This window comes from Paenibacillus plantarum (assembly GCF_013141695.1).
GTDB lineage: Bacteria > Bacillota > Bacilli > Paenibacillales > NBRC-103111 > Paenibacillus_E > Paenibacillus_E plantarum.
The window spans coordinates 1-21,834 of sequence record NZ_WHNY01000076.1 but is presented as its reverse complement, the minus strand read 5'-3'; the positions used below and the strand labels follow the sequence as shown (position 1 = coordinate 21,834).

General features: G+C 47.3%; 19 protein-coding genes. 16 read left to right on the top strand and 3 right to left on the bottom strand.

Going from position 1 to position 21,834, the window contains the following annotated elements; all coding sequences use genetic code 11:
* The first annotated feature begins 3 nt into the window (after positions 1 to 3).
* The 11 genes from GC096_RS32405 (at position 4) to GC096_RS32355 (ending at position 14,631) form a co-directional block, all read left to right on the top strand.
* Positions 4 to 1,965 (top strand): DHH family phosphoesterase, encoded by a 1,962-nt coding sequence (locus tag GC096_RS32405; protein WP_171636279.1) that lies wholly within the window; start codon positions 4 to 6, stop codon positions 1,963 to 1,965.
* Positions 1,962 to 2,411, top strand: coding sequence for a 50S ribosomal protein L9 (gene rplI / locus GC096_RS32400; RefSeq protein ID WP_065851200.1), 450 nt, complete (start codon positions 1,962 to 1,964; stop codon positions 2,409 to 2,411). Before GC096_RS32405 ends, rplI begins: the two co-directional genes overlap by 4 nt.
* 136 nt (positions 2,412 to 2,547) lie before the next feature.
* Positions 2,548 to 3,921, top strand: a complete 1,374-nt coding sequence (gene dnaB / locus GC096_RS32395; RefSeq protein ID WP_056622622.1) for a replicative DNA helicase — start codon at positions 2,548 to 2,550, stop codon at positions 3,919 to 3,921.
* 992 nt (positions 3,922 to 4,913) lie between these two features.
* Positions 4,914 to 6,200 carry an adenylosuccinate synthase gene (locus GC096_RS32390; RefSeq protein ID WP_171636278.1) on the top strand — a complete coding sequence of 429 codons (1,287 nt, stop codon included), beginning with the start codon at positions 4,914 to 4,916 and terminating at the stop codon, positions 6,198 to 6,200.
* Between the two features lie 151 nt (positions 6,201 to 6,351).
* Positions 6,352 to 7,029 (top strand): hypothetical protein, encoded by a 678-nt coding sequence (locus GC096_RS32385; RefSeq protein WP_171636277.1) that lies wholly within the window; start codon positions 6,352 to 6,354, stop codon positions 7,027 to 7,029.
* Between the two features lie 317 nt (positions 7,030 to 7,346).
* Complete coding sequence (locus tag GC096_RS32380) at positions 7,347 to 8,906, top strand: M23 family metallopeptidase (protein ID WP_171636276.1); 1,560 nt, start codon at positions 7,347 to 7,349, stop codon at positions 8,904 to 8,906.
* 182 nt (positions 8,907 to 9,088) lie between these two features.
* Positions 9,089 to 9,808, top strand: a complete 720-nt coding sequence (yycF, locus tag GC096_RS32375) for a response regulator YycF (protein WP_056622616.1) — start codon at positions 9,089 to 9,091, stop codon at positions 9,806 to 9,808.
* A gap of 2 nt (positions 9,809 to 9,810) precedes the next feature.
* Positions 9,811 to 11,646, top strand: coding sequence for a cell wall metabolism sensor histidine kinase WalK (walK, locus tag GC096_RS32370; RefSeq protein WP_171636275.1), 1,836 nt, complete (start codon positions 9,811 to 9,813; stop codon positions 11,644 to 11,646).
* Positions 11,643 to 12,929: a YycH family regulatory protein gene (locus GC096_RS32365; protein ID WP_171636274.1), complete on the top strand. Its 1,287-nt coding sequence runs from the start codon at positions 11,643 to 11,645 to the stop codon at positions 12,927 to 12,929. The genes walK and GC096_RS32365 overlap by 4 nt, the downstream gene beginning before the upstream one ends.
* 31 nt (positions 12,930 to 12,960) lie before the next feature.
* The gene (gene yycI, locus GC096_RS32360) at positions 12,961 to 13,776 is read left to right on the top strand and encodes a two-component system regulatory protein YycI (RefSeq protein WP_171636273.1); all 816 of its coding nucleotides are present in this window, start codon (positions 12,961 to 12,963) and stop codon (positions 13,774 to 13,776) included.
* Between the two features lie 54 nt (positions 13,777 to 13,830).
* Entirely contained in the window at positions 13,831 to 14,631 is an 801-nt protein-coding gene (locus GC096_RS32355) for an MBL fold metallo-hydrolase (protein ID WP_171636271.1), read from the top strand.
* On the opposite strand, the gene GC096_RS32350 is transcribed toward GC096_RS32355, so the two are convergent.
* Positions 14,600 to 14,809, bottom strand: a complete 210-nt coding sequence (locus GC096_RS32350) for a hypothetical protein (protein WP_056622608.1) — start codon at positions 14,807 to 14,809, stop codon at positions 14,600 to 14,602. The genes GC096_RS32355 and GC096_RS32350 overlap by 32 nt on opposite strands.
* A gap of 363 nt (positions 14,810 to 15,172) precedes the next feature.
* Between GC096_RS32350 and GC096_RS32345 the strand changes: the two genes are divergently transcribed.
* Entirely contained in the window at positions 15,173 to 16,402 is a 1,230-nt protein-coding gene (locus GC096_RS32345; protein WP_171636269.1) for a S1C family serine protease, read from the top strand.
* A gap of 114 nt (positions 16,403 to 16,516) precedes the next feature.
* A complete protein-coding gene (locus GC096_RS32340; protein ID WP_063795715.1) occupies positions 16,517 to 16,684 on the top strand; it encodes a CxxH/CxxC protein in 168 nt (55 codons plus the stop codon).
* Between the two features lie 425 nt (positions 16,685 to 17,109).
* Here the strand turns inward: GC096_RS32340 and GC096_RS32335 are convergent, their stop codons facing one another.
* On the bottom strand, positions 17,110 to 17,985 hold the full coding sequence (locus GC096_RS32335) for a LysR family transcriptional regulator (RefSeq protein WP_171636267.1): 876 nt from the start codon (positions 17,983 to 17,985) through the stop codon (positions 17,110 to 17,112).
* Between the two features lie 114 nt (positions 17,986 to 18,099).
* Here GC096_RS32335 and GC096_RS32330 point away from each other — a divergent pair, with 114 nt between their 5' ends.
* On the top strand, positions 18,100 to 19,413 hold the full coding sequence (locus tag GC096_RS32330) for a purine/pyrimidine permease (protein ID WP_171636264.1): 1,314 nt from the start codon (positions 18,100 to 18,102) through the stop codon (positions 19,411 to 19,413).
* A 48-nt stretch (positions 19,414 to 19,461) separates the two neighbouring features.
* On the opposite strand, the gene GC096_RS32325 is transcribed toward GC096_RS32330, so the two are convergent.
* Positions 19,462 to 20,106, bottom strand: coding sequence for a TetR/AcrR family transcriptional regulator (locus GC096_RS32325; RefSeq protein WP_171636262.1), 645 nt, complete (start codon positions 20,104 to 20,106; stop codon positions 19,462 to 19,464).
* A gap of 181 nt (positions 20,107 to 20,287) precedes the next feature.
* On the opposite strand from GC096_RS32325, the gene GC096_RS32320 reads away from it, so the two are divergent.
* Both GC096_RS32320 and rlmH read left to right on the top strand, forming a co-directional pair.
* Positions 20,288 to 21,040 carry an SDR family NAD(P)-dependent oxidoreductase gene (locus tag GC096_RS32320; protein WP_171636260.1) on the top strand — a complete coding sequence of 251 codons (753 nt, stop codon included), beginning with the start codon at positions 20,288 to 20,290 and terminating at the stop codon, positions 21,038 to 21,040.
* A gap of 194 nt (positions 21,041 to 21,234) precedes the next feature.
* Positions 21,235 to 21,714: a 23S rRNA (pseudouridine(1915)-N(3))-methyltransferase RlmH gene (rlmH, locus tag GC096_RS32315; RefSeq protein WP_171636258.1), complete on the top strand. Its 480-nt coding sequence runs from the start codon at positions 21,235 to 21,237 to the stop codon at positions 21,712 to 21,714.
* The last annotated feature ends 120 nt before the right edge of the window (positions 21,715 to 21,834 follow it).

Genomic DNA, 21,834 nt, shown 5'->3' with positions numbered 1-21,834 from the left:
CGAATGCCGAAGTTCCTTTTGAAGCGGTGGCACGGTCAACATATTGTGTGGATGTTCGTTCTGCTCATCGCCTTGACAGCCATTATCTATATGTTCAAATGGTGGCTTGGCCTAACGGCTCTCTTACTCTGCGGAGTAATGGCGTATTTTACGCTGCAAGCGGAGACAGCTTTTCGTCGAGAATTGAATACGTACGTCGGAACGATAACTCATCGGGTGAAAAAAGCCGGTAATGAAGTCATGAGCGGGCTGCCCATCGGCATTATTTTATATAATGAAGAGAAACGCATGGAGTGGCACAATCCTTTTGTAGCGAAAATGCTAGGGCAAGACTCGGTGATTGGTGAGTCGCTCTTTGATTATTTCCCCGATCTCAAGAATAAGAAAGACAAGGCCGAAACACTCGAGCTTAAAGTTGGCCAATTTATTTATCAAGTCTGGTCCAAACCCGAGGAGAGACTCCTCTATCTGCGTGAAATTACGGAGCAAGCCATGCTAGCGAAGAAATACGAAGATAGTAAAACGGCGATTGGTATCGTTATGATGGATAATTTGGAAGAGGCGACACAGGGTCTGGATGATCAGACACGCAGCCTTATGCTGGCCAAGGTCACTGGTGAAATTACCGAGTGGGCTCAGAAGAATCAGCTGTACTTACGTCGGACTTCATCAGACCGATTCCTAATCTTGATGGATCAGAAGGCATTACGCCAGTTGGAACAAACACGTTTTGAACTTCTAGACGATGTTCGCGATCTTACGATTGAGAATAAGCTGCCTCTAACGCTTAGTATCGGGATTGCATCTGGGGCTGAACAACTCACTGAACTTGGTCAAATGGCACAAATGGGGCTGGACATGTCGCTCGGCCGCGGTGGTGACCAGGTAACGGTGAAGGTTGGACAGAGACTGTCATTCTACGGTGGGAGAACGAACGCGGTTGAGAAACGTACACGAGTTAGAGCTCGGGTGATCTCGCATGCACTGCGTGATCTGATGAAAGACAGTGATAAGGTCATCATCATGGGTCATCGATTTGCAGATATGGATTCCATCGGCGCGGCGATTGGCGTGCTCAAGGCTGTCCAAGTCGTCGGCAAAGAAGGCTATATTGTGCTGGAGGGCGTGAATCCAGCCATTCAGAAGGTGATGGAGACGATTTCCTCTGATGAGCGGCTACATCGTTGGTTCATTACACCTGAGCAGGGCATGCAGATTACGACGCAGCGAACACTTGCTGTCGTCGTGGATACACACAAGGCATCCATGGTCGCTGAGCCTAAGCTGCTACAGCTGACACACAGGGTCGTGGTGGTCGATCATCACCGTAGGAGTGAGGAGTTCATCCATGATGCTACACTCGTCTATATGGAGCCCTACGCGTCCTCTACGTGTGAGCTAGTGACCGAGCTGCTGCAGTACATCAACGAGAAGCTATCGATGGAGGTTCTAGAGGCCACGATGCTGCTCGCAGGAATTGTTGTAGATACGAAGAGCTTTAGTCTTCGGACTGGTGCAAGAACCTTCGAAGCCGCGTCGTACCTGCGACGCAATGGGGCAGATTCCGCTCTCATTCAGAAGTTATTGAAGGAAGATTTGGATTCTTATATTGAGCGTTCCGAGATTATTAAGCACACCGAAACCATCTATGAACATGTGGCTTTGGCAGTTGCTGAGCCATCACGTAAATATTCTCAGTTGATGATCGCGCAAGTTGCTGATACATTGTTAAATATGACGAATATTATGGCTTCCTTCGTAATTGCCGAACGACCGGATGGATTAATTGGGATCAGTGCGAGATCGCTGGGCCAAATGAACGTCCAAGTCGTGATGGAGCGTCTGGGCGGCGGCGGGCATTTAACCAATGCTGCGACGCAAACAGACTGCACATTAGAAGAAGCGACGAACCGCTTAAAACAAGTACTAGCCGATATGCAGGAAGAGGAGGGACTTTTCGAATGAAAGTAATTTTACTCAAAGACGTTAAAGGCCAAGGTAAGAAGGGCGAAGTGAAGGAAGTATCCGAAGGGTACGCACAAAATTTCCTAATCGCACAAGGACTTGCAGCTCCAGCTACTCAGGGCACAGTCAAAGTGTTAGATAATCAAAAGAAAGCCGAGCAGCGCCGCAAGGACCAAGAGAAGGCAGATGCGCAGGCGTTAGGCGAGAAGCTTGGTGAAATGACCGTTCAAATTAAAGCGAAGTCTGGCGAAGGCGGCCGTTTGTTCGGAGCCATTCCTAGTAAACAAATCGCTGAGGTGTTAGAGAAGCAGTATAAGATCGTGATCGATAAGCGTAAAATCGTACTGGAAGAGCCGATTCGTACCCTAGGTGTAACGAAAGTTCCGGTTAAGCTGCACGCGGAAGTAACAGCTAGTTTGAACGTTCAAGTAACGGAAGAGAAGTAAGCTTCAGCCACAGAGGACATGAAGATTTTGAATAGCAGGCAGTAGAACGAGAGTCCCTGATGGGGCTCTTCTCTCTTGTAGACATAAACTAGCTAGTAAACTATCAATTGTGAAAATGAAAGGCGGGCACAGTAGCATGAGCAACGGAGATAATATGTTTGTGGATCGTGTTCCGCCTCAAAATATAGAAGCTGAGCAAGCCGTCCTTGGTGCGATTCTGATTAATGCGGATGCTTTGATCACCGCGATGGAGCGAATAACTAGCGATGATTTCTATCGCGGCGCTCATCAGCGCATTTTCGAGGCGATCGTTGAGCTCGCAGAGGATCAAGAGCCTGTCGATCTTATTACACTAACAGCGCTTCTCCAAAACAAGCAGCAGCTTGAGGAGATCGGCGGTGTGACGTATTTATCGGAGCTGGCGAATGCAGTGCCAACCGCTGCCAACATCGACTACTACGCGGCGATTGTCGAGGAGAAGTCGATGCTTCGTCGTTTGATCCGGACCGCGACGCAGATCGTCACCAATGGCTATGCCAATGAGGATAATGTTGGGGCGATGCTCAGCGAGGCGGAGGCGAAGATCCTCGAGATTTCGCAGCGTCGCAGTTCCAGCGGCTTCGTCGTCATTCGCGACGTGCTGATGGAAGTGTTCGAGAAGGTTGAAAACCTCTACTCGAACAAGGGCGGGTCAACGGGAATCCCTTCAGGATTCATTGACCTCGACAAGATGACGTCTGGCTTCCAGCGTTCAGACTTAGTCATTCTGGCCGCCCGACCTTCTGTTGGTAAAACCGCGTTCGCCCTGAACGTGGCGCAGAATGTCGGCGTTCGGGCCAAAGAGACCGTCGCGATCTTCTCGCTCGAGATGGGTGCCGCGCAGCTCGTACAACGTATGATCTGCGCCGAGGCCAACGTCGATGCGAACCGCATGCGGACGGGTTATCTCGAAGGCGATGACTGGGAGAAGCTGACGATGGCGATTGGCGCCTTGTCAGAGGCGAATATCTATATCGACGATACCCCGACGATTACGGTCGCGGATATTCGTGCAAAATGCCGTCGTTTGCAGCAGGAGAAGGGGCTCGGCATGATCCTCATCGACTACTTGCAGTTGATTGCCGGACGTGGCGGCAAGGGCGGAGACAACCGTCAGCAGGAGGTCTCTGAGATCTCCCGTACGCTGAAGCAAATTGCCCGTGAGCTGAATGTACCGGTCATCGCGCTCTCGCAGCTGAGCCGGGGCGTTGAGCAGCGTCAGGACAAGCGTCCGATGATGTCTGACCTTCGGGAATCCGGTTCCATTGAGCAAGATGCCGACATCGTAGCGTTCCTCTACCGGGACGATTACTACGATAAAGAATCCGAGAAGAAGAACATTATCGAGATTATTATTGCTAAGCAGCGGAATGGTCCCGTAGGTACCGTCGAGCTGGCCTTCCTGAAGCAATTCAATAAATTCGTGAATATGGATCGCAGTCATCAAGAAGCAGCCGCCGCGCAGTATTGACGGCTGTTTTTTTATTTCTAGAGGGGGGCGGGTGCTCCCCCTGTGGAAGACCGTGTACACTCGTTTACACCTATGTCGTCACAGAAATAAATGTATTTCATGTAGCTAAATCCGGAAAATTTCAGTTCAAAATCCACTTAACTGTATTTCATGTAGCTAATTCCTCAGCATTTCACTCTTTTGAGCGAAACTGCTGGAAATAACCACATGTTATCCAGCTAAATTCTCATTTCAGCGAAATTTCTCGAAAATAGCTGTAGTATTTCCATTTAATGCTGAGTAGCGTGTTAATGGGAGAGTGAGACGGATGATGTAGGGGAGATGGGGAGGCGTTCGGAGTGGGCGGAATCCGGTAAAGCGCCGTAATAGTGATGAAAACCATCGTTACAGCTGCAGTTTCAGGCTGAATAACGCGGTTAAACACGCTTCCAGCGTGTTATCCCAAATGTGTCAGCGTTTTTCTCCAGCAACAGACATAAAAAGTGCCCTCAAGAGGAATCTTATGGGGAACAGAATGCATGTGAAACTGGCAAAGACAGAGGTTTACCTTCTTTAAGCGGCAGCAATGAAAAAGTTTGCGTAATTTCCGAACAATTATACAGACGCCCCTATAATCGTTCGTTTTTCATTGACTTTGGCATGGGGGACTGCTAAACTAAAGACGGTGAAAAAACCTTGATCGACAAGCCGGCCCTAGGCAGGTAACTCGAAATAAGGTCGTTTTTTCATGCCGAAGGGTAGGTTTCCTTCCTGCAGATCACTGCCGAAAGAGACCCAGTATTCCTTTGCGGTGAGTAAGTGAGAGTTAGCTCTCTTGTCTGTTGCCGCGTGTAGCAGTGAATAGAGGTAGTTGCATCACCAGAATCGCCAGAGGGAAAGTGCAATGGACGCTGAACGCTTTAGCGCTTTAATGAAGTCCAACTTTCCTCTGTGGTCTTACAGCCATAACGGCTCATTATGGGTGACTAGTCACCGTACGGAGGTAAGTGCATATGTCAACGGTTGTTGTTGTCGGTACGCAATGGGGAGATGAAGGGAAAGGTAAAATCACGGATTTCTTAGCGGAATCTGCTGAGGTTGTTGCGCGTTACCAAGGTGGTAACAATGCAGGCCATACGATCATTATCAGTGGGAAAAAGTACAAGCTGACGATGATTCCTTCCGGTATTTTTTACAGAGATAAAGCTTGTGTGATCGGGAATGGGATGGTTATTAATCCGGCTGCACTCATTGAAGAAATTAATTACATTCATGATAATGGTTTTACAACGACGAACCTGAATATCAGTGATCGCGCGCATGTCATTATGCCGTATCATTTGGTGCTTGACGGTCTGGAAGAAGATCGCAAAGGTGATAGCAAAATCGGTACGACCCGCAAAGGGATCGGCCCTTGTTATATGGATAAAGCAGCACGTAACGGGATTCGTATCGCGGATTTGATGGATGCAGAAGAGTTCGAATTGAAGCTTCGTCGTATCGTTGCTGAGAAAAACGTATTGATCGAGCAAGTCTACGGTTCTACAGGTCTTGATGTGGAGCCAATCCTCAGAGAGTACCTTGCGTATGCAGAAATCATTCGTCCATACGTAAAAGATACATCCGTTATCTTGAACGAATATATCGACCAAGGTCGCAGAGTATTGTTCGAAGGCGCGCAAGGCGTTATGTTGGATATCGACCAAGGGACATACCCGTATGTGACTTCTTCCAACCCAACAGCTGGCGGTGTGTGTATCGGTTCAGGCGTAGGCCCAACGAAGATTCACAACATCATCGGTGTGGCTAAAGCCTATACGACACGTGTCGGAGACGGTCCTTTCCCAACGGAATTGGACAATGAAATCGGCGCTTGGATTCGTGAAAAAGGCTTCGAGTACGGTACGGTAACAGGTCGTCCTCGTCGTGTTGGCTGGTTCGACAGTGTTGTTGTGCGTCACGCAAGACGCGTTAGCGGCATCACGGGCTTGTCCTTGAACTCCATCGACGTTCTGACAGGTCTAGAAACGGTCAAAATTTGCACAGGCTACATGTACCGCGGTGAGTTGATTGAGCACTACCCAGCGAGCTTGAAAGCTATCTCCGAGTGTGAAGCGGTGTACGAAGAGCTTCCAGGTTGGACAGAAGATGTTTCTGAAGCTCGTACGTTGAGTGATTTGCCAGAGAACGCAAGACACTATGTAGAGCGTGTATCTCAGCTTACAGGTATCCCAATCGCGATCTTCTCCGTAGGTCGTAACCGTGAGCAAACGAATTTGGTTCGTCCTATCTACGCTTAATTCATAGATAAGCTAAATAATCCTCTAGGCTGCTCTTGCAGCTTAGGGGATTTTTCTTTTTTCCTACAGGGATATAATGGCAGGGTTTTCGTCCATACTGGGAGGAGAAGGATATCTAGCTGGAAGCAATGTTAGGAGTGATATAAATCGTATGAAACTATTAACTTGGTTAAGTAAAATCGTCATAAGTACCGTCCTTATTACATCAATTACGATGTTTACAACATGGTACGTGGTGAACATGTACGTGGAGGATATATTTCGACAATATCAGCTACCAGCGATGGGTAAAAAGATTCAATTTGGTGAATTTGCGTCAAGATTGGTGGGAGAGTTGAATATAGTTAAGGGGAAAGACGAGGGGAAGAAGGCTGCCGTAGAAGTAACCCCAACAACGAAGCCTTCGCCAACTCCTAGTCGGGGCCCGTCAGGAGCCTTTCCAAGCCCGAGTTCAAGTCCAAATCCGAATGATCAACAACCTGTGGGCGGAATTAGTTCGTCAAGCGGCGGTTTAGACACATCGACTGTGAATCAAGACGATGCGGTAGCCGTGATGGGAAGCGCTCGAACGGAGGAGAGCGAGAAGAAGGAGCTGGTTATGTCCACAGAGGATTTTGCGAAAAAGAAAGAAGCCCTCTCAAGCGATGATAAAATGAAAATATTTTCACTTGTTGTCGCTAAACTGCCGCAGACCGAGGTGCAGACACTATCCGCGATCCTGGAAGATGGGATTACTACGCAAGAACTTGATGAAGTAAACGCGACACTTAAGAAGTATTTGAGTGACAAAGAGCTATCGCAATTAACAGATATATTAAATAAGTACTAGGCTCAGGGGAAGTTGCTGACCATGGATCTCAATCCGTAGCTTCCCTTCTAAGTTTCATGCCTATTCGTCATTTCTCTTAACTTGCAGGCAAAACAGTTGGGATTTCGAACAAAAAAATAGACTTTTAGCGACTTCTTTTGGTGGTGGACACGAATCTATCACATGGTAATCGAGTATTTTGTTGAAATAGGCACGGAAAGTGTGTTAAATTTAACAAAAGAAAGACAACATAATGGATATTATGTCTAATCAAGGTTTATTTATGTATCTACGAGTGTTTACTCTAGGGATGCAAAACCGTTCAAAGGGAGAAGATCATGACAGGTTTCAGGGGAATGCGTTTTGTCATGGATCTCGTTAAGAGATTCACGCCTAAGCGAGAAAGCTTGACCGGAAATGAATCATTATCAGACAAGCAGCTAGAGGAAGTTCAATCAGCCGATGTTCAGACATCCACGACACTAACGGTAATCAAACGACATAAATGGTCTCTTGCAGTAGGCGTAGGTGTTATTGCACTTACGGGAGTGATTACGTTCACCGGACATCAGTATGTAGAAGCGGGCATGGATGAAGTGTATCATGTGATGCTTAACAACCAAGAAGTGGGTATCGTAAGCGATAATAAGATAATTGATGAATATAAGAAGAACAAACCGTTAGATGTTCAGAAGGATTTTCCAAATGTTCATGTCGTGCTTAAAACAGACGGAATCACCTACACGTCTGAAAGGGCTTACAATATGAAAACGGACGATTCCGGTGTTATTTCCTCCTTGGATCAAATGCTCATACCGCAACCTGTGGGTGTGGCACTGAAAGTAGATGGCAAGACGGTAGCGATTGTGAAGGATCAGGCAACAGCCAATCAGATTCTGAATCAAGTCAGCGAACCATTTACACCCAAAGGGAAAAATAGCGAAAAAGTAGCTGCCTTATCTACCGGTCTAGGTGAGGATATCTCAACAGCACCATCCGAGCTTGAAAAGGTGGAATTCGTTCAAAAGGTCGATCAAGAGGAAGTTCCTATCGATCCAACGGAATTAGCGAAGCCAGATGATGTCGTGAAGACCCTGCAAACTGGCGATGTTGCACCAGCGAAGTACACGGTTGTTGAAGGTGACTGCGTTTCTTGTATTGCGAAGAAATTAGGCATCACCAAGCAATTTATTTATGATAATAATCCAGGCCTTCAAGATGATAAGCTTAAAATCGGAAATCAATTGGAAGTTACCGTGCTGAAGCCAACGCTTTCTGTGAAAACGACGGAGAAAATCGTAAAGAATCAAGAGATTCAGTACGATACGGAGTATGTGAAAGACGATTCGATGCGCTTAGGCGTCGTCCAACCGATTTCGCCAGGAAAGAATGGCCTTAAGAAAGTAACCATTCAAGTGACGAAGGTTGATGGTTTAATGACCGAAGAGCAAGTCGTGAACGAAGAAATCATTGATCAGCCCGTCACCGCTAAGGTGAAAAAAGGGACAAAAGTTATTAAAGGTGAAGGTACAGGGAAGTTCGCGTGGCCTGTTATTTCTCCTAGTATCTCAAGTACATTCGGTTATCGTTGGGGCAAGTTACATAAGGGCATCGACATCACAGGTAACAGAAATATTATGGCAGCAGATAACGGCAAGGTCATCGAAACGGGCTATAAGTCAGATTACGGCAATTATATTATTATTAACCATCTCAACGGATATGAAACACTTTATGGGCATTTAAGCCAAATTACTACGAAGTCAGGCACCATCGTCGAAAAGGGCGAAAAAATTGGAATTATGGGGAGCACAGGCGACTCTACTGGTGTGCATTTGCATTTTGAAATACACAGCAGCGGTAACTTGGAAAATCCTTTGAAATATTTGAATCGTTAAGATGAGATAAGAGGCAAGGTCGATCCGGACAACTCGGGGGGCCTTGTCTCTTTTTCAATCAATGTATGTTAAAATGAAGAAGAGTATGTAGGAAATTACTGGCTGAAAAACGGATCTAACTCTGGCAGTTGCACGCGATCGGGCGTGTTAGCGTCAGTTACTTTATAGTAGGCGGTGGTCGCATGTTTGGAAAAATTCTCGTGGTGGATGACGAACAACCAATTGCAGATATTTTGAAGTTTAACCTGGAGAAAGAGGGCTATCAGGTCATCTGTGCGTACGATGGTGGAAGCGCTGTTGAGCTTGCGTTCTCGGAGCAGCCAGATCTGATCTTGCTTGATCTCATGCTGCCTGTGAAGGATGGCATGGACGTATGCCGTGAGGTGCGCTCTAAGCTCAATACGCCGATTATTATGCTGACAGCGAAGGATACAGAGCTGGACAAGGTTCTGGGCTTAGAGATGGGCGCAGACGACTATGTGACGAAGCCATTCGGCACCAGGGAGCTGCTCGCCCGTGTGAAGGCGCATCTGCGCAGACAAACGAAGGTGCAAACGGCACCGAACGAGCCGGAGGCGCAGCGGAATGGGATGCGCATTCATGCGCTTTTTATCGATAACGACATGTACATGGTTTACAAGGATGGAACACCCCTTGATCTGACACATCGGGAGTTCGAGCTCATTCAATATTTGGCCAAAAACTCCGGCAAAGTAATGACCCGTGAGCACCTGCTGCAAGCGGTGTGGGGCTTTGAATATTTCGGCGACGTACGAACTGTCGATGTGACGATTCGCCGTCTGCGCGAGAAGCTGGAGACGGATCCAAGTCGTCCAGAATATATCATGACGCGCAGGGGTCTGGGCTACTTGATGCGCAGTCCGAAAGCCGGTGGCTTCTAAACATGAAGGGCATCCGCTTCTTTCAATCGATTCAAGCGAAGCTAATTATTATTTATGTTCTGCTGATTCTGATCGCGATGCAGCTCATTGGGGTGTATTTCTATAAGACGGTAGAAACATATTTTAAGAATGATTTCCTAGCATCCCGCAATAGTCAGGTCACGCTGCTTGCTGGCTTCGTTGAATCGTATTTGACGGGGGATCAGGAGAGCAAGAATGCGACCGAGGGCAAGAAAACCTACGCGGATTTAAATGAATTCGTGAGCAATCTTTTTTCCATTAATAATGCGGAAATTCAAATCATTGATGCGAATGGTAATGTGATTAGCACATCGGTCGCCAGTCATTTGAAGCAAAAAAATACACAACCCGAAGTCATTCGAGCCTTGCAAGGGATCAAAGATAATCAACGGATCTTCACGGACGAAGATGGATATCGAAAGGTTATTATCGCGAAGCCAGTCGGCAGCGGGGCCCGTGTCTTAGGGGCGGTGTACATCATCGCCTCCATGGAAGATGTGTACAAGACGATTCGTTCCATTAACCGAATCCTCATTTCGGCGACGTTGATTGCCCTAGGGTTGACTGCCTTATTAGGTGTTCTCTTAACGAGCACGATTACGAACCCTATTAAAGAGATTACGAAGCAGGCAACAGCGGTAGCTGAGGGGAATTTTGATCAACAGGTCATCATTCAGGGGACCGACGAGATCGGCCAGCTGGGGCAGACCTTTAATTTCATGATGAATCGACTGAAAGAGGCGCTCTCGCTCAATGAAGAAGAGAAGGAGAAGCTTGCTTCCATTCTAACGAATATGAATGACGGTGTTATCGCTACGGATGATAGAGGACAAGTAATCGTATTGAATCGTCGGGCGAAGCAAATCTTGCAGGTGGAAGAGGAAACAACGCTGGGATTGGATATATCCGAAGTCATCGGGATTCCGATAGATACGATCCGCGGCTTGGTCACGGGGCAAGTGAATACGACGCTGCTGGATATTCAGCTGCCAGACGACGAGGATGAACAGCTGTCGGTTCGTATTACGTTTACGCCGATTCATAAGCGTGGCGAGGGCCAGCACGGGATCATCGCGGTGCTGCAGGACGTAACGGATCAGGAGAAGCTGGAGCAAGCCAGACGAGAGTTCGTGGCGAACGTCTCTCATGAGCTGCGCACACCGCTGACGACGATCAAGAGCTACCTCGAGGCGCTCGATGACGGAGCTATCGAGGAGCCACAGCTGGCGTCACGCTTCATCAGCGTGACGCGTAGCGAAACCGAGCGGATGATCCGCTTGGTGACGGATCTCTTGCATCTCTCGCGGCTGGATTCGAAGCAGTCGATGATGAGCAAGTCCTCGACGCTCGTCAGCGAGATGCTGGAGGAGGTCGCGGACCGGTTTTCTTTTCAGCTGCAGCAACGGAAAATTCAAATTATGTTACACGTGGAATATGGTGTAACGAGTCTCTTGCTTGATCGAGATAAAATTGATCAGGTGCTCGATAATTTGGTATCTAATGCGATTAAATATACTGGCGACGAAGGTACGATTCGCTTGGAAGCTCGCAAGATAGATAAAGAGATATTGGAAATATCCGTGCAAGATAACGGGATGGGGATTCCGAAGAAAGACCTTTCCCGGATTTTCGACCGTTTCTATCGCGTAGATAAAGCACGCTCTCGCAACATGGGAGGCACAGGATTAGGTCTATCCATTGCCCGGGAAATAGTGAAAGCACATGGTGGGACGATTGCATTAGAGTCAGAGCTAGGTCAAGGAACGCGCGTCCTATTTACATTACCGATTAGGCAGGAAGAGGAGGGTGAAGTATGATAGAGAGTCTGAAATCGGTCTTGCTCGTTCTATTGATTGGAACAAGCTTGTATCAGAGCTTTATCCTAGCTTCATATAGCCCTCCGAAGATTGAGCCCATTAAGCAAAGCAACTATGTGCAGACGGAAACGCTCGGTAAGCAAGCGGAGCTAGCTGATATGCTATTTCCTGATCAACTCATCATTCACTTAGGAAATCAACAGCATTCCGTGTTGTACCCAAGTAATTACTACTACACCAGATTGCTGGATAATATTAAGCAACGTAGCTTCAAAGGCTTCCGTAAGACGTCCATGTATCTCGTCAATGTGAACTGGGAAGAAGTTCGGACCAAGCAGCTGGGTGTGGAGATTCGATTCCGGGAAGGAATTCCCTTCACAATTCTGCAGCAACTGTTCCGGATCGAAGGTGAAATCCCTGTTGAGAACGACAAAATTACGAAGATTTGGATCTACTCCAAGGGGACAAATGATGAGGTTCGTGCGTTCTTTTTCACGGATTCGCCAGGTGTTGGTTATGAAGTCATTGGGGCGGATTTCACGAGTAAGGACGTTGAGAATTTCGTGGCCTACGGAGAGCCAAGCAATTTATATAAGACTACGAATAGCGGTGATTATTATCTACCGTTGAAGACGCTGCATCTACCTAGCTATACATTTACTTATACGCAGCTTACGGCGGATCAATTGAAGCAAAGCTTGTTCGTAGACCCCGGCATTACACGCTATCTGAAAGAACGGGATGGCTCGGAGATCTACACGGATAGTAAGCGCGGTTTCCAACTGAATCGAGACCAGCGGTGGGTGACGTATTTCGATCCAGTAGCACCAGCGGCTAGTAAAACCGAGGTGTTGGAAGATTTGATGGCTGGCATCAAATTTATCAATCAGCATATTGGTTGGGATGGGAAATATATGGTAGCCCGCACCCCAGAGAAACTGTTGAACAACCAGACGTTCATATTCCGCCAATACTACGAGTCACTTCCGATCGTAACCACACAGCCAGAAGGCTTTGGAACGATGAATATGCAAGTACAGAAAGGTGTTATCTCAGGATTCGAACGATCGATGGTGATTCCCGATCTGAAGTCGGGGCAACGCAAAGAGAATGAGTTGATGTCGGGCGAAGCCATAGAGCAACGATTACAGTATTATCAACGTCGATCCAGCATCGTTTCTATATTCCCAGCGTATCGTCCGGTTATTATGGAGAAGACATTAACATTAACGAGTACGTGGGCAATCGAGCTGCGTGACGGAACCTATGATTTTATTGAATAGACAAAGATGACAGGGAAGGGTTGGTGAGATTATGAATTGGAGTAGGGCCAAGTCGATTTTGATCGCTTCATTTTTACTGCTGAATATGATTCTCGGCTTCCAGCTGTGGTCCACCAATCGTTCCAATCAGACTGGCGTATCCTTGGATCCATCTAGTACTGTGGAGGATTTGAACCGTGCGCTCCGCAACAAAAATATTCGGCTTGCGGACGAGCTTCCAACGGATCCGCCTAAGTTGAAAGTCATCACGGTGAAATATGATGATAGTATCAAGCCAGGCGAGGAGAGAACGCTCAAAACACCACTTTACATGAGTGCACTGCTCGGTAAAGGCGCTAGTAAAGAGGTTCAGTCGCTGTCGGAGATTCCAAACTTTACGATGTATCAGCTAGACTCAGCGATTAGTCGAGACGGAATCTATGTATTTTCCCAAATGTATAGCAAGATTCCACTATTCGATGTGATGGTCGAGCTAAATGAGAAAAATGGAGAAATTACCAGTTACCGTCAAGCTTTCGTTGAAGTAGAATCAGAGGTAGAACAGACGGAGCAGAAGATGATTTCGGCCCAATTAGCGGTCCGCAGCTTAGTGGACAATTATTTAAGCGATGGCTCCATTATTACCGAGGTTCGGTTGGGGTATCACGGACAACCTTATAACTCGCAAACACAGCCGATGTATCCGCACTGGCGCATAACGATTGATAACGGAGATATTTATTATTTACAAGCTTTCAATGGCGCGGTGGAGAAGGGGGCAGCACTTACCCCATTTGGCCTGAAGGGTGACGGAGAGACATCCACTGGTTCTCCAGCGCCAGGTGCAAAGAACACACCGAAGAAGTAACACTAGCAAGGAATAACCAACTGGCACACAGGTAGGCATAGAGGAGTAGGGAAGATGGGAATTCGATTTACGGTGTTATCAAGTGGTTCAACGGGGAATGCAACAGTTGTCGATAACGGTGAGGTCAAGCTGCTGATTGACGTAGGCTTCAGTGCAAAGAAGATGGAGCTGCTCATGAAGGAGCGGGAGCTCGCCGCGAGTAGTATTGACGGCATTCTCGTCACGCACGAGCATTCTGATCATATTAAGGGACTCGGTGCGTTCGCTCGGAAATATGATGTGCCGATATACGCCAATGAGAAGACGTGGGTTGAGTTAGATCGCCAAATTGGCGTGATCGCCGAAGGCAACAAGCGTGTGATGGATACAGGCGGCGTAGAGGAGTTCGGCTCATTGAAGGTGGAATCCTTCGGGATTTCGCATGATGCGGCGGAGCCGGTGGGTTACGTCTTTTATGAAGGGGAACAGAAGTTAAGCGTCGTAACGGATCTTGGATATATGAGCGAAAAAGTAAAAGAAAAGATCTCGGATTCGGATGCCTTGGTTCTGGAAACCAATCATGATGTGGACATGCTGCGCGTGGGGCATTATCCATGGAGCATTAAGCGACGTATTCTCGGAGACAAGGGACATTTATCCAACGAAGCCGCAGGTGAAGCGCTCTGTGATATCATGACGAATAAGACGAAGTCTGTCTATATGGCGCACCTTAGCCGTGATCATAACTTAATGGATTTGGCCAGGCTAACCGTGAATAACATAGTACAAGAGCGAGCGCCTGAGGCGAAACAGCTGCGGCTGATGGATACGTATTTTGACCGTTCTACGAAATGGGATGTATTGGATTCGGAGTAAGTGCAGCATCGAGTTCCTGGGACTTGAGCTGGATTTCTTGCGCGGTAATAAGACCTTTATCAATCAAGACCTGAATGAGAGAAGAGAGGACGAGCGACTGGTGATAGTGGCTTTCCTTAAGGTCAGCAAGCTTACCGATCATATTAATTTCTTCAAAATGGGACGGAATACGGTTCATAGTGGCATTCTCCTTTAAATAAGGTCTAGTGAGAAAACTTCTATCGAAGCCACTCAAAGATGAGCGACCGCGTTTAGTGGTAAGTTTTATCGCCAATAAGAAAGCAATTTTCGGGAACCGAAAACTTATACTTTCTTATTCGGGAATCGAAAACTTATACATTCTTATGTGGAAAACTTTCCTAACACTCTAGTAATTCGGTGAGAGATTTGGTTTACTATTATTGTAGGCAAGAAGCGAGCGAAACATTCCTATATTTTGTGAAAAAACAATCGCAGGGTGATGTCTTCGTGAATCCATCCATGGATTGAAATAAAGCAAGGCGAGTGAGCTTCAAACCCCGTCAGCGAGGAGGGACCTGAAATGAGTTTGTTTGATGATGATTTTTATTCGACCAAAAGGTCCAGAAGGCGCGAGCCGGTCTGGCGTCCCAAAGGGACAGGGAATTTCACGAGTTTCACAAGCTTCGCTGGTCGAAGACGGTATGTAGCCCTCATCGCAGGACTCGTTGGGGCACTAGGCATGCTCATCGTGGTAGGAATCGTTCACGCTATTGGAGGAAGTAACCCGTCAGGAAACGCACTTGCGATTCCTGTGGTGGCCAAAGCGGATGTGCATCCGATGAATAGCAATGACTCGGTTGTTGCAGCGACGGAAAGAATAAAACCAGCCGTGGTCAGTGTCATCTCTTCGAAGAAGGACGATGCGGGGCAAGAAACAGGCATTGGCATCGGATCAGGTGTCATGTTCGCACGCAGCGGGGATAAAGTTCGCATTGTGACGAATAGCCATGTTGTAGAGAACGGGAACCAGTTCGAAATCGTAAACTTCGAAGGCGAGCATCGCAAAGCTACGTTGGTTGGCCGCGATCGGATTACCGATTTGGCTGTACTAGAGGCGGATGGCAAGGATGTGAAAATACTTGCTGAGTTTGGCGATTCCGATAAGCTAAGAGCGGGCGAAATGGCGATTGCCGTGGGCAATCCACTAGGTCTTGGCTTTTCACCAACTGTGACGCAAGGTATCATTTCTTCACCGAAGCGGACGATACCTGTCTCGCTTTCACGCGAAGGTAGCGACTATGACTGGGAAATGGACGTCATCCAAACGGATGCCGCGATTAACCAAGGCAACAGCGGAGGCCCGCTGGTCAATATCGAGGGCAAAGTGATCGGCATCAATTCGATGAAGATTTCGGACACAGGCGTTGAAGGTTTAGGCTTTGCGATTCCGATTAATAGTGTGACACCGATTATTGATAGTCTTATCAAGGACCACAAGGTGAAACGACCGTTGATTGGGGTGTCGACGCAGGAGCTGCAAGCTTTTAAGGGGACGGATGTATTAAAGCTGCCTGCAGATGTCAAAACTGGAGTTATCGTCTTCGACGTCTCTGGCCCTGCGAAAGAAGCGGGACTAAAGGCGCAAGATGTTATCGTGCAGTTGGACGATCGCAAGATTGAGAGTACGATTGGGCTGAGGAAATACCTTTACAATGAAAAGAAAATCGGAGATAAGATCAACGTGGTGTACTATCGTGGCGGGAAGAAGCTGACGACGGTGCTTACGCTGGTTGAGGCGACGGATAAGTAGAGGAAGCGTAAGTGCAAGAGTGGAATAAGGGTCAAGTGCAAGAACTAGTACAAGAAGAAGAACAAGTAATAGAATAGAAATCTACAGAACCGTTGCGGATGAGAGGTACTAGACATGCATGTCGTTTGTAAAGATCATGTGGAGATAGCCATAGATGAATTTGTTGATGAGTATGAGGAAGCGCCAGACGTGGTGGATTTGCAGAAAACGCACTTCGCCCACTGGGCACCGCCTGAGCACTGCGAGCATTGCCAGTCATTATCACGTTTTCTTATCGTATGAGGGAGGCCTAAGGGCCTCTTTTTTCTGTCCAGAATTTATAAGTTTTGGGTTTGGGTAAGTGAGGCTATCCCCTTATTTCATGTATAATCAAATTTCTCTGATTTCAGCTTTCCCACCCCGGCTAAATGGAAAACATACAGTTAATTCTCGCAAATTCCTCCAAATTCCACGATTAGATGGAATTTATGTAGTTAAATCATCGGATTTCATCCGTATTCTCTTGAAATCTTAAAATTACATGGATAATTTCCAGTTAATTCACTGAAACGCGAATTAGAGGTGAAATTAGCTGTACAAAATACAGTTACTCTAGAATTTGGTCCACGGCTGCCCGCATCCCTGCACGAGAGAGGAGCGCCAACGTGGCCGCCGTATACAAAAAGGGAGAGGGGAAGTCGGAACCGCCCCAAATAAACAAGCTACTGTTATTTCGTTTCTTGCATAAGCTCGATAAAATGCTGGGCTGCTTTGGATACATGGCGATCCTTCAGCCATATTAATCCGGTTGCTAATTTGAGCTGACTGTCTGCGATTTGATAAGCTTGGAACGCATATTCGCGATGCAATTTAACAATGGACTCCGGTACAATCGTTGTTGCATCTCCAGAGGATACCCAGTCCAATAGCGTGACCATATCGGAACATTCCCCGATTACGTTAGGCTGCAAGCCGCGTTCGGTGAATTGATCGATGATACTATGATACAACCCAAGACCCTCTGTGCTAGGCAAAATGAGCGGAAAACGTTGAATATCAGCGTAAGTGAATGCCTGTGATTCTGACGCGAAGGACTTAGCTGTAACGAAATAAAAAGGTTCAGATTGCAGCTGGATGACTTCAAAATCACTTAATTCCATCGGGAGCCGGATGATAGCAAGCTCGATGGTATGTTCTCGAATAAGCCGAAGCAGCTGCGCGGATTCATTCTGTTGTATTTTATACGTTACCTCAGGGTAGCGGGTTTTAAAAATACGCAGCAATTGCGGCAGCTGGGCCGAGGACAGCGTGTTAACGCCTATTCGTAACTTGCCGCGCGTACCCTGACCGATCTCTTTTACATCATTCTCCGCTTCTTCTATAAGCTTCGTCAAATGTAGGGCGTGTTTATATAAGGCCTGTCCGGCTTCGGTCAGTTCGATGACTTTACCTGTTCGTAGAATAAGCTCGACGCCGAGCTCTTGCTCCATGAGCTTCAACTGTTGTCCTAGCGGGGGCTGCGTCATGTGCAATCTTTGGGCGGCAGCTGTAATTTGCTTCTCTTCAGCGATTGCGATGAAATAGCGAAGTTGGCGAATATCCATCGTAGTGACGATTCCTTTCCAAACGATAAAAGTATGAAAACCAAAGGATATAGATATTTTTCGTATGCTTTTCGATATGATACCATAGAACCGGACAGAAAAGGGGGAGCCTTTATGCTTCGGAAGTATCATTCCAATCCGTATTTACATGTTCTACAATGGTTTATTTTTATGACAGCTAGTTCCGTGGCGCTTCCTATCGTAATTGGTGGTCTTTTTCATTTGTCTCAGGACGAAATTGCCTCGTTGATGCAGCGTACATTTTTTGTAGTCGGGCTCAGTTCAATGCTGCAAGCAGCACTCGGTCATCGATTTCCGATCGTGGATGGTCCAGCGGGTTCATGGGTAAGCGTGTTTGTCATGATGGCCGGTATCTCCGCGAACCAAGGTCACACGGCCAAAGAAGCTCTGCAGGTTCTAGAAGGCGGGCTGCTAATGGCCGGTGTGCTGTTGTTTTTACTGGGCATAACAGGCCTCTTTTATAAACTCCTTAATCTATTTACACCACTCGTGACGAATTTATTCTTGTTCATCTTGTCTTTGCAGCTGAGTGGTGTGTTTCTGAAAGGCATGTTCGGCTTGAAAGCAGGGCAAGGGGCTGTAGATTATGGAACGATTCTGATCTCATTAGCAGTATTTGGTGGCGTGGTGTTCCTGAATGTAAAAGGGAAAGGATGGACGCGTAACTATGCCGTACTGCTAGGGATTACCGGCGGTTGGGTGCTTCAAGCATTGGCTGTCGGAGGGGTCTCTAGTGCTGGCTCGGCCTCCGGTGTATGGATCAATCTTCCCGATATATGGGCCTGGGGATTCCCCCAGTTGAATCCAGGCATGGCTTTAACAGCCGCGCTATTTACGCTGATCCTTGTTTCAAATCTTGTTGCCGCCATTACAGCGGCCCAGCAGGCCGTTCCGAGGAAGGAACTCCCTGGCAAGGATGTCTACAACCGGGCTAGCCTAATTGCAGGCGTATCGCACGGACTTTCGGCTTTATTTTCCGCTGTCGGTGTCGTTTCGCTTCCGGTTACGGCGAGTTTTATCAGAATGACGGGGCAAACGAGAAGAATGCCGTTCATCATCGCCTGCTTGGCGCTCTCGGCAATTGCTCTTGTTCCTTCGATCGTTCATTTCCTTGCCCAGCTGCCTACGTCCGTAGCTAGTGCGGTCTCGTTAGCGACTTTCGTGCAAATGACCAGTAACTCATTCTCTTCCTTATCGCGCGTCGTTCAAACACAACGCCAGTTGACGATTCTTGGAATCGGAATTCTTGTCGGTGCCGGATTCACCCTCATCGCGGCTTCACCTTTGCCTGAGCTTCCTGTAGTCATGCAGTATGCGTTTGGTAACGGGTTGTTAGTTGCCACTATAGTGGTCATGGCCCTTGAGCGGTTCTGGCAGACAGACCCGAAATTAATCGTTTCGAACTAAAAGAAAGAGCCAAGTTCCTCTATGGAGGAAACTGGCTCTTTGTTCTGTCTATCGAGCTTTCAGGTAATCAATCAGAATGTTCTTGAGAATAGTCAACTGCTGCTCGTTGTCCAGATCAGACTCCAGTAGGAGAATGTTTTTCTGCAGTGACAGTTTTTTGGAAAAGAGACCGAAGGTGTTAATGATCGTAGTCAAGGTTTCCTTAACCGGAAGGTCAGATCGAATTGAGCCGTCCTCGATGCCATTTTGAATAATCCTGCCATACTCACGTGAAATCTTACGGTTCAAGGCATTGAAGTCGAGAATACCTTCCAATGGCTCCAGCGAGTGGGATGCGTAGCTTTCAAAATCCACCATGAATTTGATGCTCGAATCGTTCTGATCTTCGATAAAGGAATCGAATAAACGTTCAAGCTTTTCAAGACAAGACAGGGGCTGGTCAGCGACGTATTGAAAACGATGAAGCATCGGTTCAAGCAATTTGGTAGCTACGGCAACGATCAGTTTTTCTTTTTTGGGAAAATACCGAAATAAGGTTGCGATGCCGATATTCGCGTCACTGGCGATATCCTGCATGGTGGTTTTTTCGATTCCCTTCAGCGTAAATACACGCTCAGCTGAGTCGAGAATCAGAAATAGTCGTTGCTGCTTGCCGTCAAATCGTTCTTTCTCGTATCTTGCTTTCGGATCCATGAGGGTTATTAACCTTTCAACTTAGGTATTTCAATACAAGTATTATATCGACTGGGTATTCTTTCAGCAAGTGGAAGTTGAGTTCATAATACCATGGTGATATAATAAATATTGTAGTGATAGTTAAACTATCATTTACGTAATAATTTAAAAATTTCATTTTATAAAAGGAGAGATCGCAATGACTCGTCTTACTAATAAAGTTGCCATCATTACTGGAGCAGGCAGTGGTATGGGCCGTGAAGAAGCGCTTTTATTTGCCAAAGAAGGGGCTATGGTAGTAGCAACGGACATTAACGAAGCTGCTGTACAAGCTGTTGTCAAGGAGATTGAAGCTGCCGGAGGTCAAGCCACAGCTTATGCACACAATGTTATTTCTGAAGAAGAATGGATCAAAGTAGTCGAGGGAGCTGTTGCGACTTACGGCAAAGTGGACGTCTTGGTCAATAATGCGGGTATTTCCCTTGCAGTTGGGTTGCTGGAAACGACCATTGAACAATGGAATAAAGTCATGAGCATTAACCTGACGAGCACGTTCCTTGGCATGAAGCACGTTATCCCACATATGCAGGCGAATAACGGTGGATCCATCGTCAACATTTCCTCTATCGCGGGATTAACTGGCAGCAGTGGAGCGGGTGCGTACACGGCTTCCAAAGGTGGTGTCCGCATGTTAAGCAAAGCGGCTGCTGTGGATTTCGGCAAGGATCACATCCGTGTCAATTCGGTTCATCCAGGCTTTATCGAAACGCCGATGAGCTCTGAATTTGTAAATAATAAGCAGATGCTGCAATGGTTCTTGTCTCAGACTGCACTGCCAAGAGTCGGGCGCGCGTCTGAGGTAGCCGAAGCCGTACTATTCCTTGCCTCTGATGAGTCAGCTTATATTACAGGTGTTGAACTGCCTGTCGATGGCGGCGTCACAGCCAAATAATGATTCGTAAGCAATTATAATCAATTAAATGAGAATGAGTAGGGAGCCTGGAGTTGGTATAACTCTGGGCTTTTTTGGCGTGGAGGGGTGCTATTGGTGCGTATATACAACGAATGGTATGATGGGAGGAATGGATGGTTATTTGAGAAAAGAATGAATTGATCAAAAGATTGAGATAAAAGAAGGGGTACATTATGCATATACAGATACTGACCGTTGGGAAATTAAAAGAGCGCTATCTCGTGGACGGGATCGCGGAGTACGTCAAGCGTCTTGGCCCGTATGCCAAGATGCAAATGATTGAGGTGCCGGATGAGAAGGCACCTGAGAACATGAGCCCTGCTGAGGAACAGCAGGTCAAAGATCGTGAGGGCGCGCGGCTGCTGGCTGCGCTGCGCCCGGATGTGTACGTCGTGGCGCTGGCCATCGACGGCGAGATGTGGACGAGCGAGCAGCTGGCGAGCTCGCTCGATAAGTTGGCCACCTATGGGCGGAGCCAGGTGGCCTTCGTTATAGGCGGCTCGCTCGGGCTCTCGAGCGAGCTGCTGCGCCGAGCGGATATGCGGCTAAGTTTCGGCCGCATGACGCTGCCGCACCAGCTGATGCGGCTGGTGCTGGTGGAGCAGATTTATCGCGCGATGCGGATAAATCGGGGGGAACCGTATCATAAGTGACGCCAAGAAGTTGAGTTGAAGGTTAAAAATTCGATGATAATCTATGAAGAAGCGTCGTAAAGACCCAACTCATGTGGAATCGGTCATATAAGCAGAGACCTTAATCAGAATAGTTCTCCA

Bases quoted from the DNA above. Each gene is read 5' to 3' on its own strand.
- GC096_RS32320 (WP_171636260.1), top strand. From the start codon at position 20,288: ATGACTCGTCTTACTAATAAAGTTGCCATCATTACTGGAGCAGGCAGT.
- GC096_RS32345 (WP_171636269.1), top strand. From the start codon at position 15,173: ATGAGTTTGTTTGATGATGATTTTTATTCGACCAAAAGGTCCAGAAGG.
- GC096_RS32330 (WP_171636264.1), top strand. From the start codon at position 18,100: ATGCTTCGGAAGTATCATTCCAATCCGTATTTACATGTTCTACAATGG.
- GC096_RS32365 (WP_171636274.1), top strand. From the start codon at position 11,643: ATGATAGAGAGTCTGAAATCGGTCTTGCTCGTTCTATTGATTGGAACA.
- GC096_RS32325 (WP_171636262.1), bottom strand. From the start codon at position 20,106: ATGGATCCGAAAGCAAGATACGAGAAAGAACGATTTGACGGCAAGCAG.
- GC096_RS32350 (WP_056622608.1), bottom strand. From the start codon at position 14,809: ATGAACCGTATTCCGTCCCATTTTGAAGAAATTAATATGATCGGTAAG.
- dnaB (WP_056622622.1), top strand. From the start codon at position 2,548: ATGAGCAACGGAGATAATATGTTTGTGGATCGTGTTCCGCCTCAAAAT.
- GC096_RS32390 (WP_171636278.1), top strand. From the start codon at position 4,914: ATGTCAACGGTTGTTGTTGTCGGTACGCAATGGGGAGATGAAGGGAAA.
- GC096_RS32355 (WP_171636271.1), top strand. From the start codon at position 13,831: ATGGGAATTCGATTTACGGTGTTATCAAGTGGTTCAACGGGGAATGCA.
- rlmH (WP_171636258.1), top strand. From the start codon at position 21,235: ATGCATATACAGATACTGACCGTTGGGAAATTAAAAGAGCGCTATCTC.
- yycI (WP_171636273.1), top strand. From the start codon at position 12,961: ATGAATTGGAGTAGGGCCAAGTCGATTTTGATCGCTTCATTTTTACTG.
- GC096_RS32340 (WP_063795715.1), top strand. From the start codon at position 16,517: ATGCATGTCGTTTGTAAAGATCATGTGGAGATAGCCATAGATGAATTT.
- walK (WP_171636275.1), top strand. From the start codon at position 9,811: ATGAAGGGCATCCGCTTCTTTCAATCGATTCAAGCGAAGCTAATTATT.
- GC096_RS32385 (WP_171636277.1), top strand. From the start codon at position 6,352: ATGAAACTATTAACTTGGTTAAGTAAAATCGTCATAAGTACCGTCCTT.
- GC096_RS32380 (WP_171636276.1), top strand. From the start codon at position 7,347: ATGACAGGTTTCAGGGGAATGCGTTTTGTCATGGATCTCGTTAAGAGA.
- GC096_RS32335 (WP_171636267.1), bottom strand. From the start codon at position 17,985: ATGGATATTCGCCAACTTCGCTATTTCATCGCAATCGCTGAAGAGAAG.
- yycF (WP_056622616.1), top strand. From the start codon at position 9,089: ATGTTTGGAAAAATTCTCGTGGTGGATGACGAACAACCAATTGCAGAT.
- GC096_RS32405 (WP_171636279.1), top strand. From the start codon at position 4: ATGCCGAAGTTCCTTTTGAAGCGGTGGCACGGTCAACATATTGTGTGG.
- rplI (WP_065851200.1), top strand. From the start codon at position 1,962: ATGAAAGTAATTTTACTCAAAGACGTTAAAGGCCAAGGTAAGAAGGGC.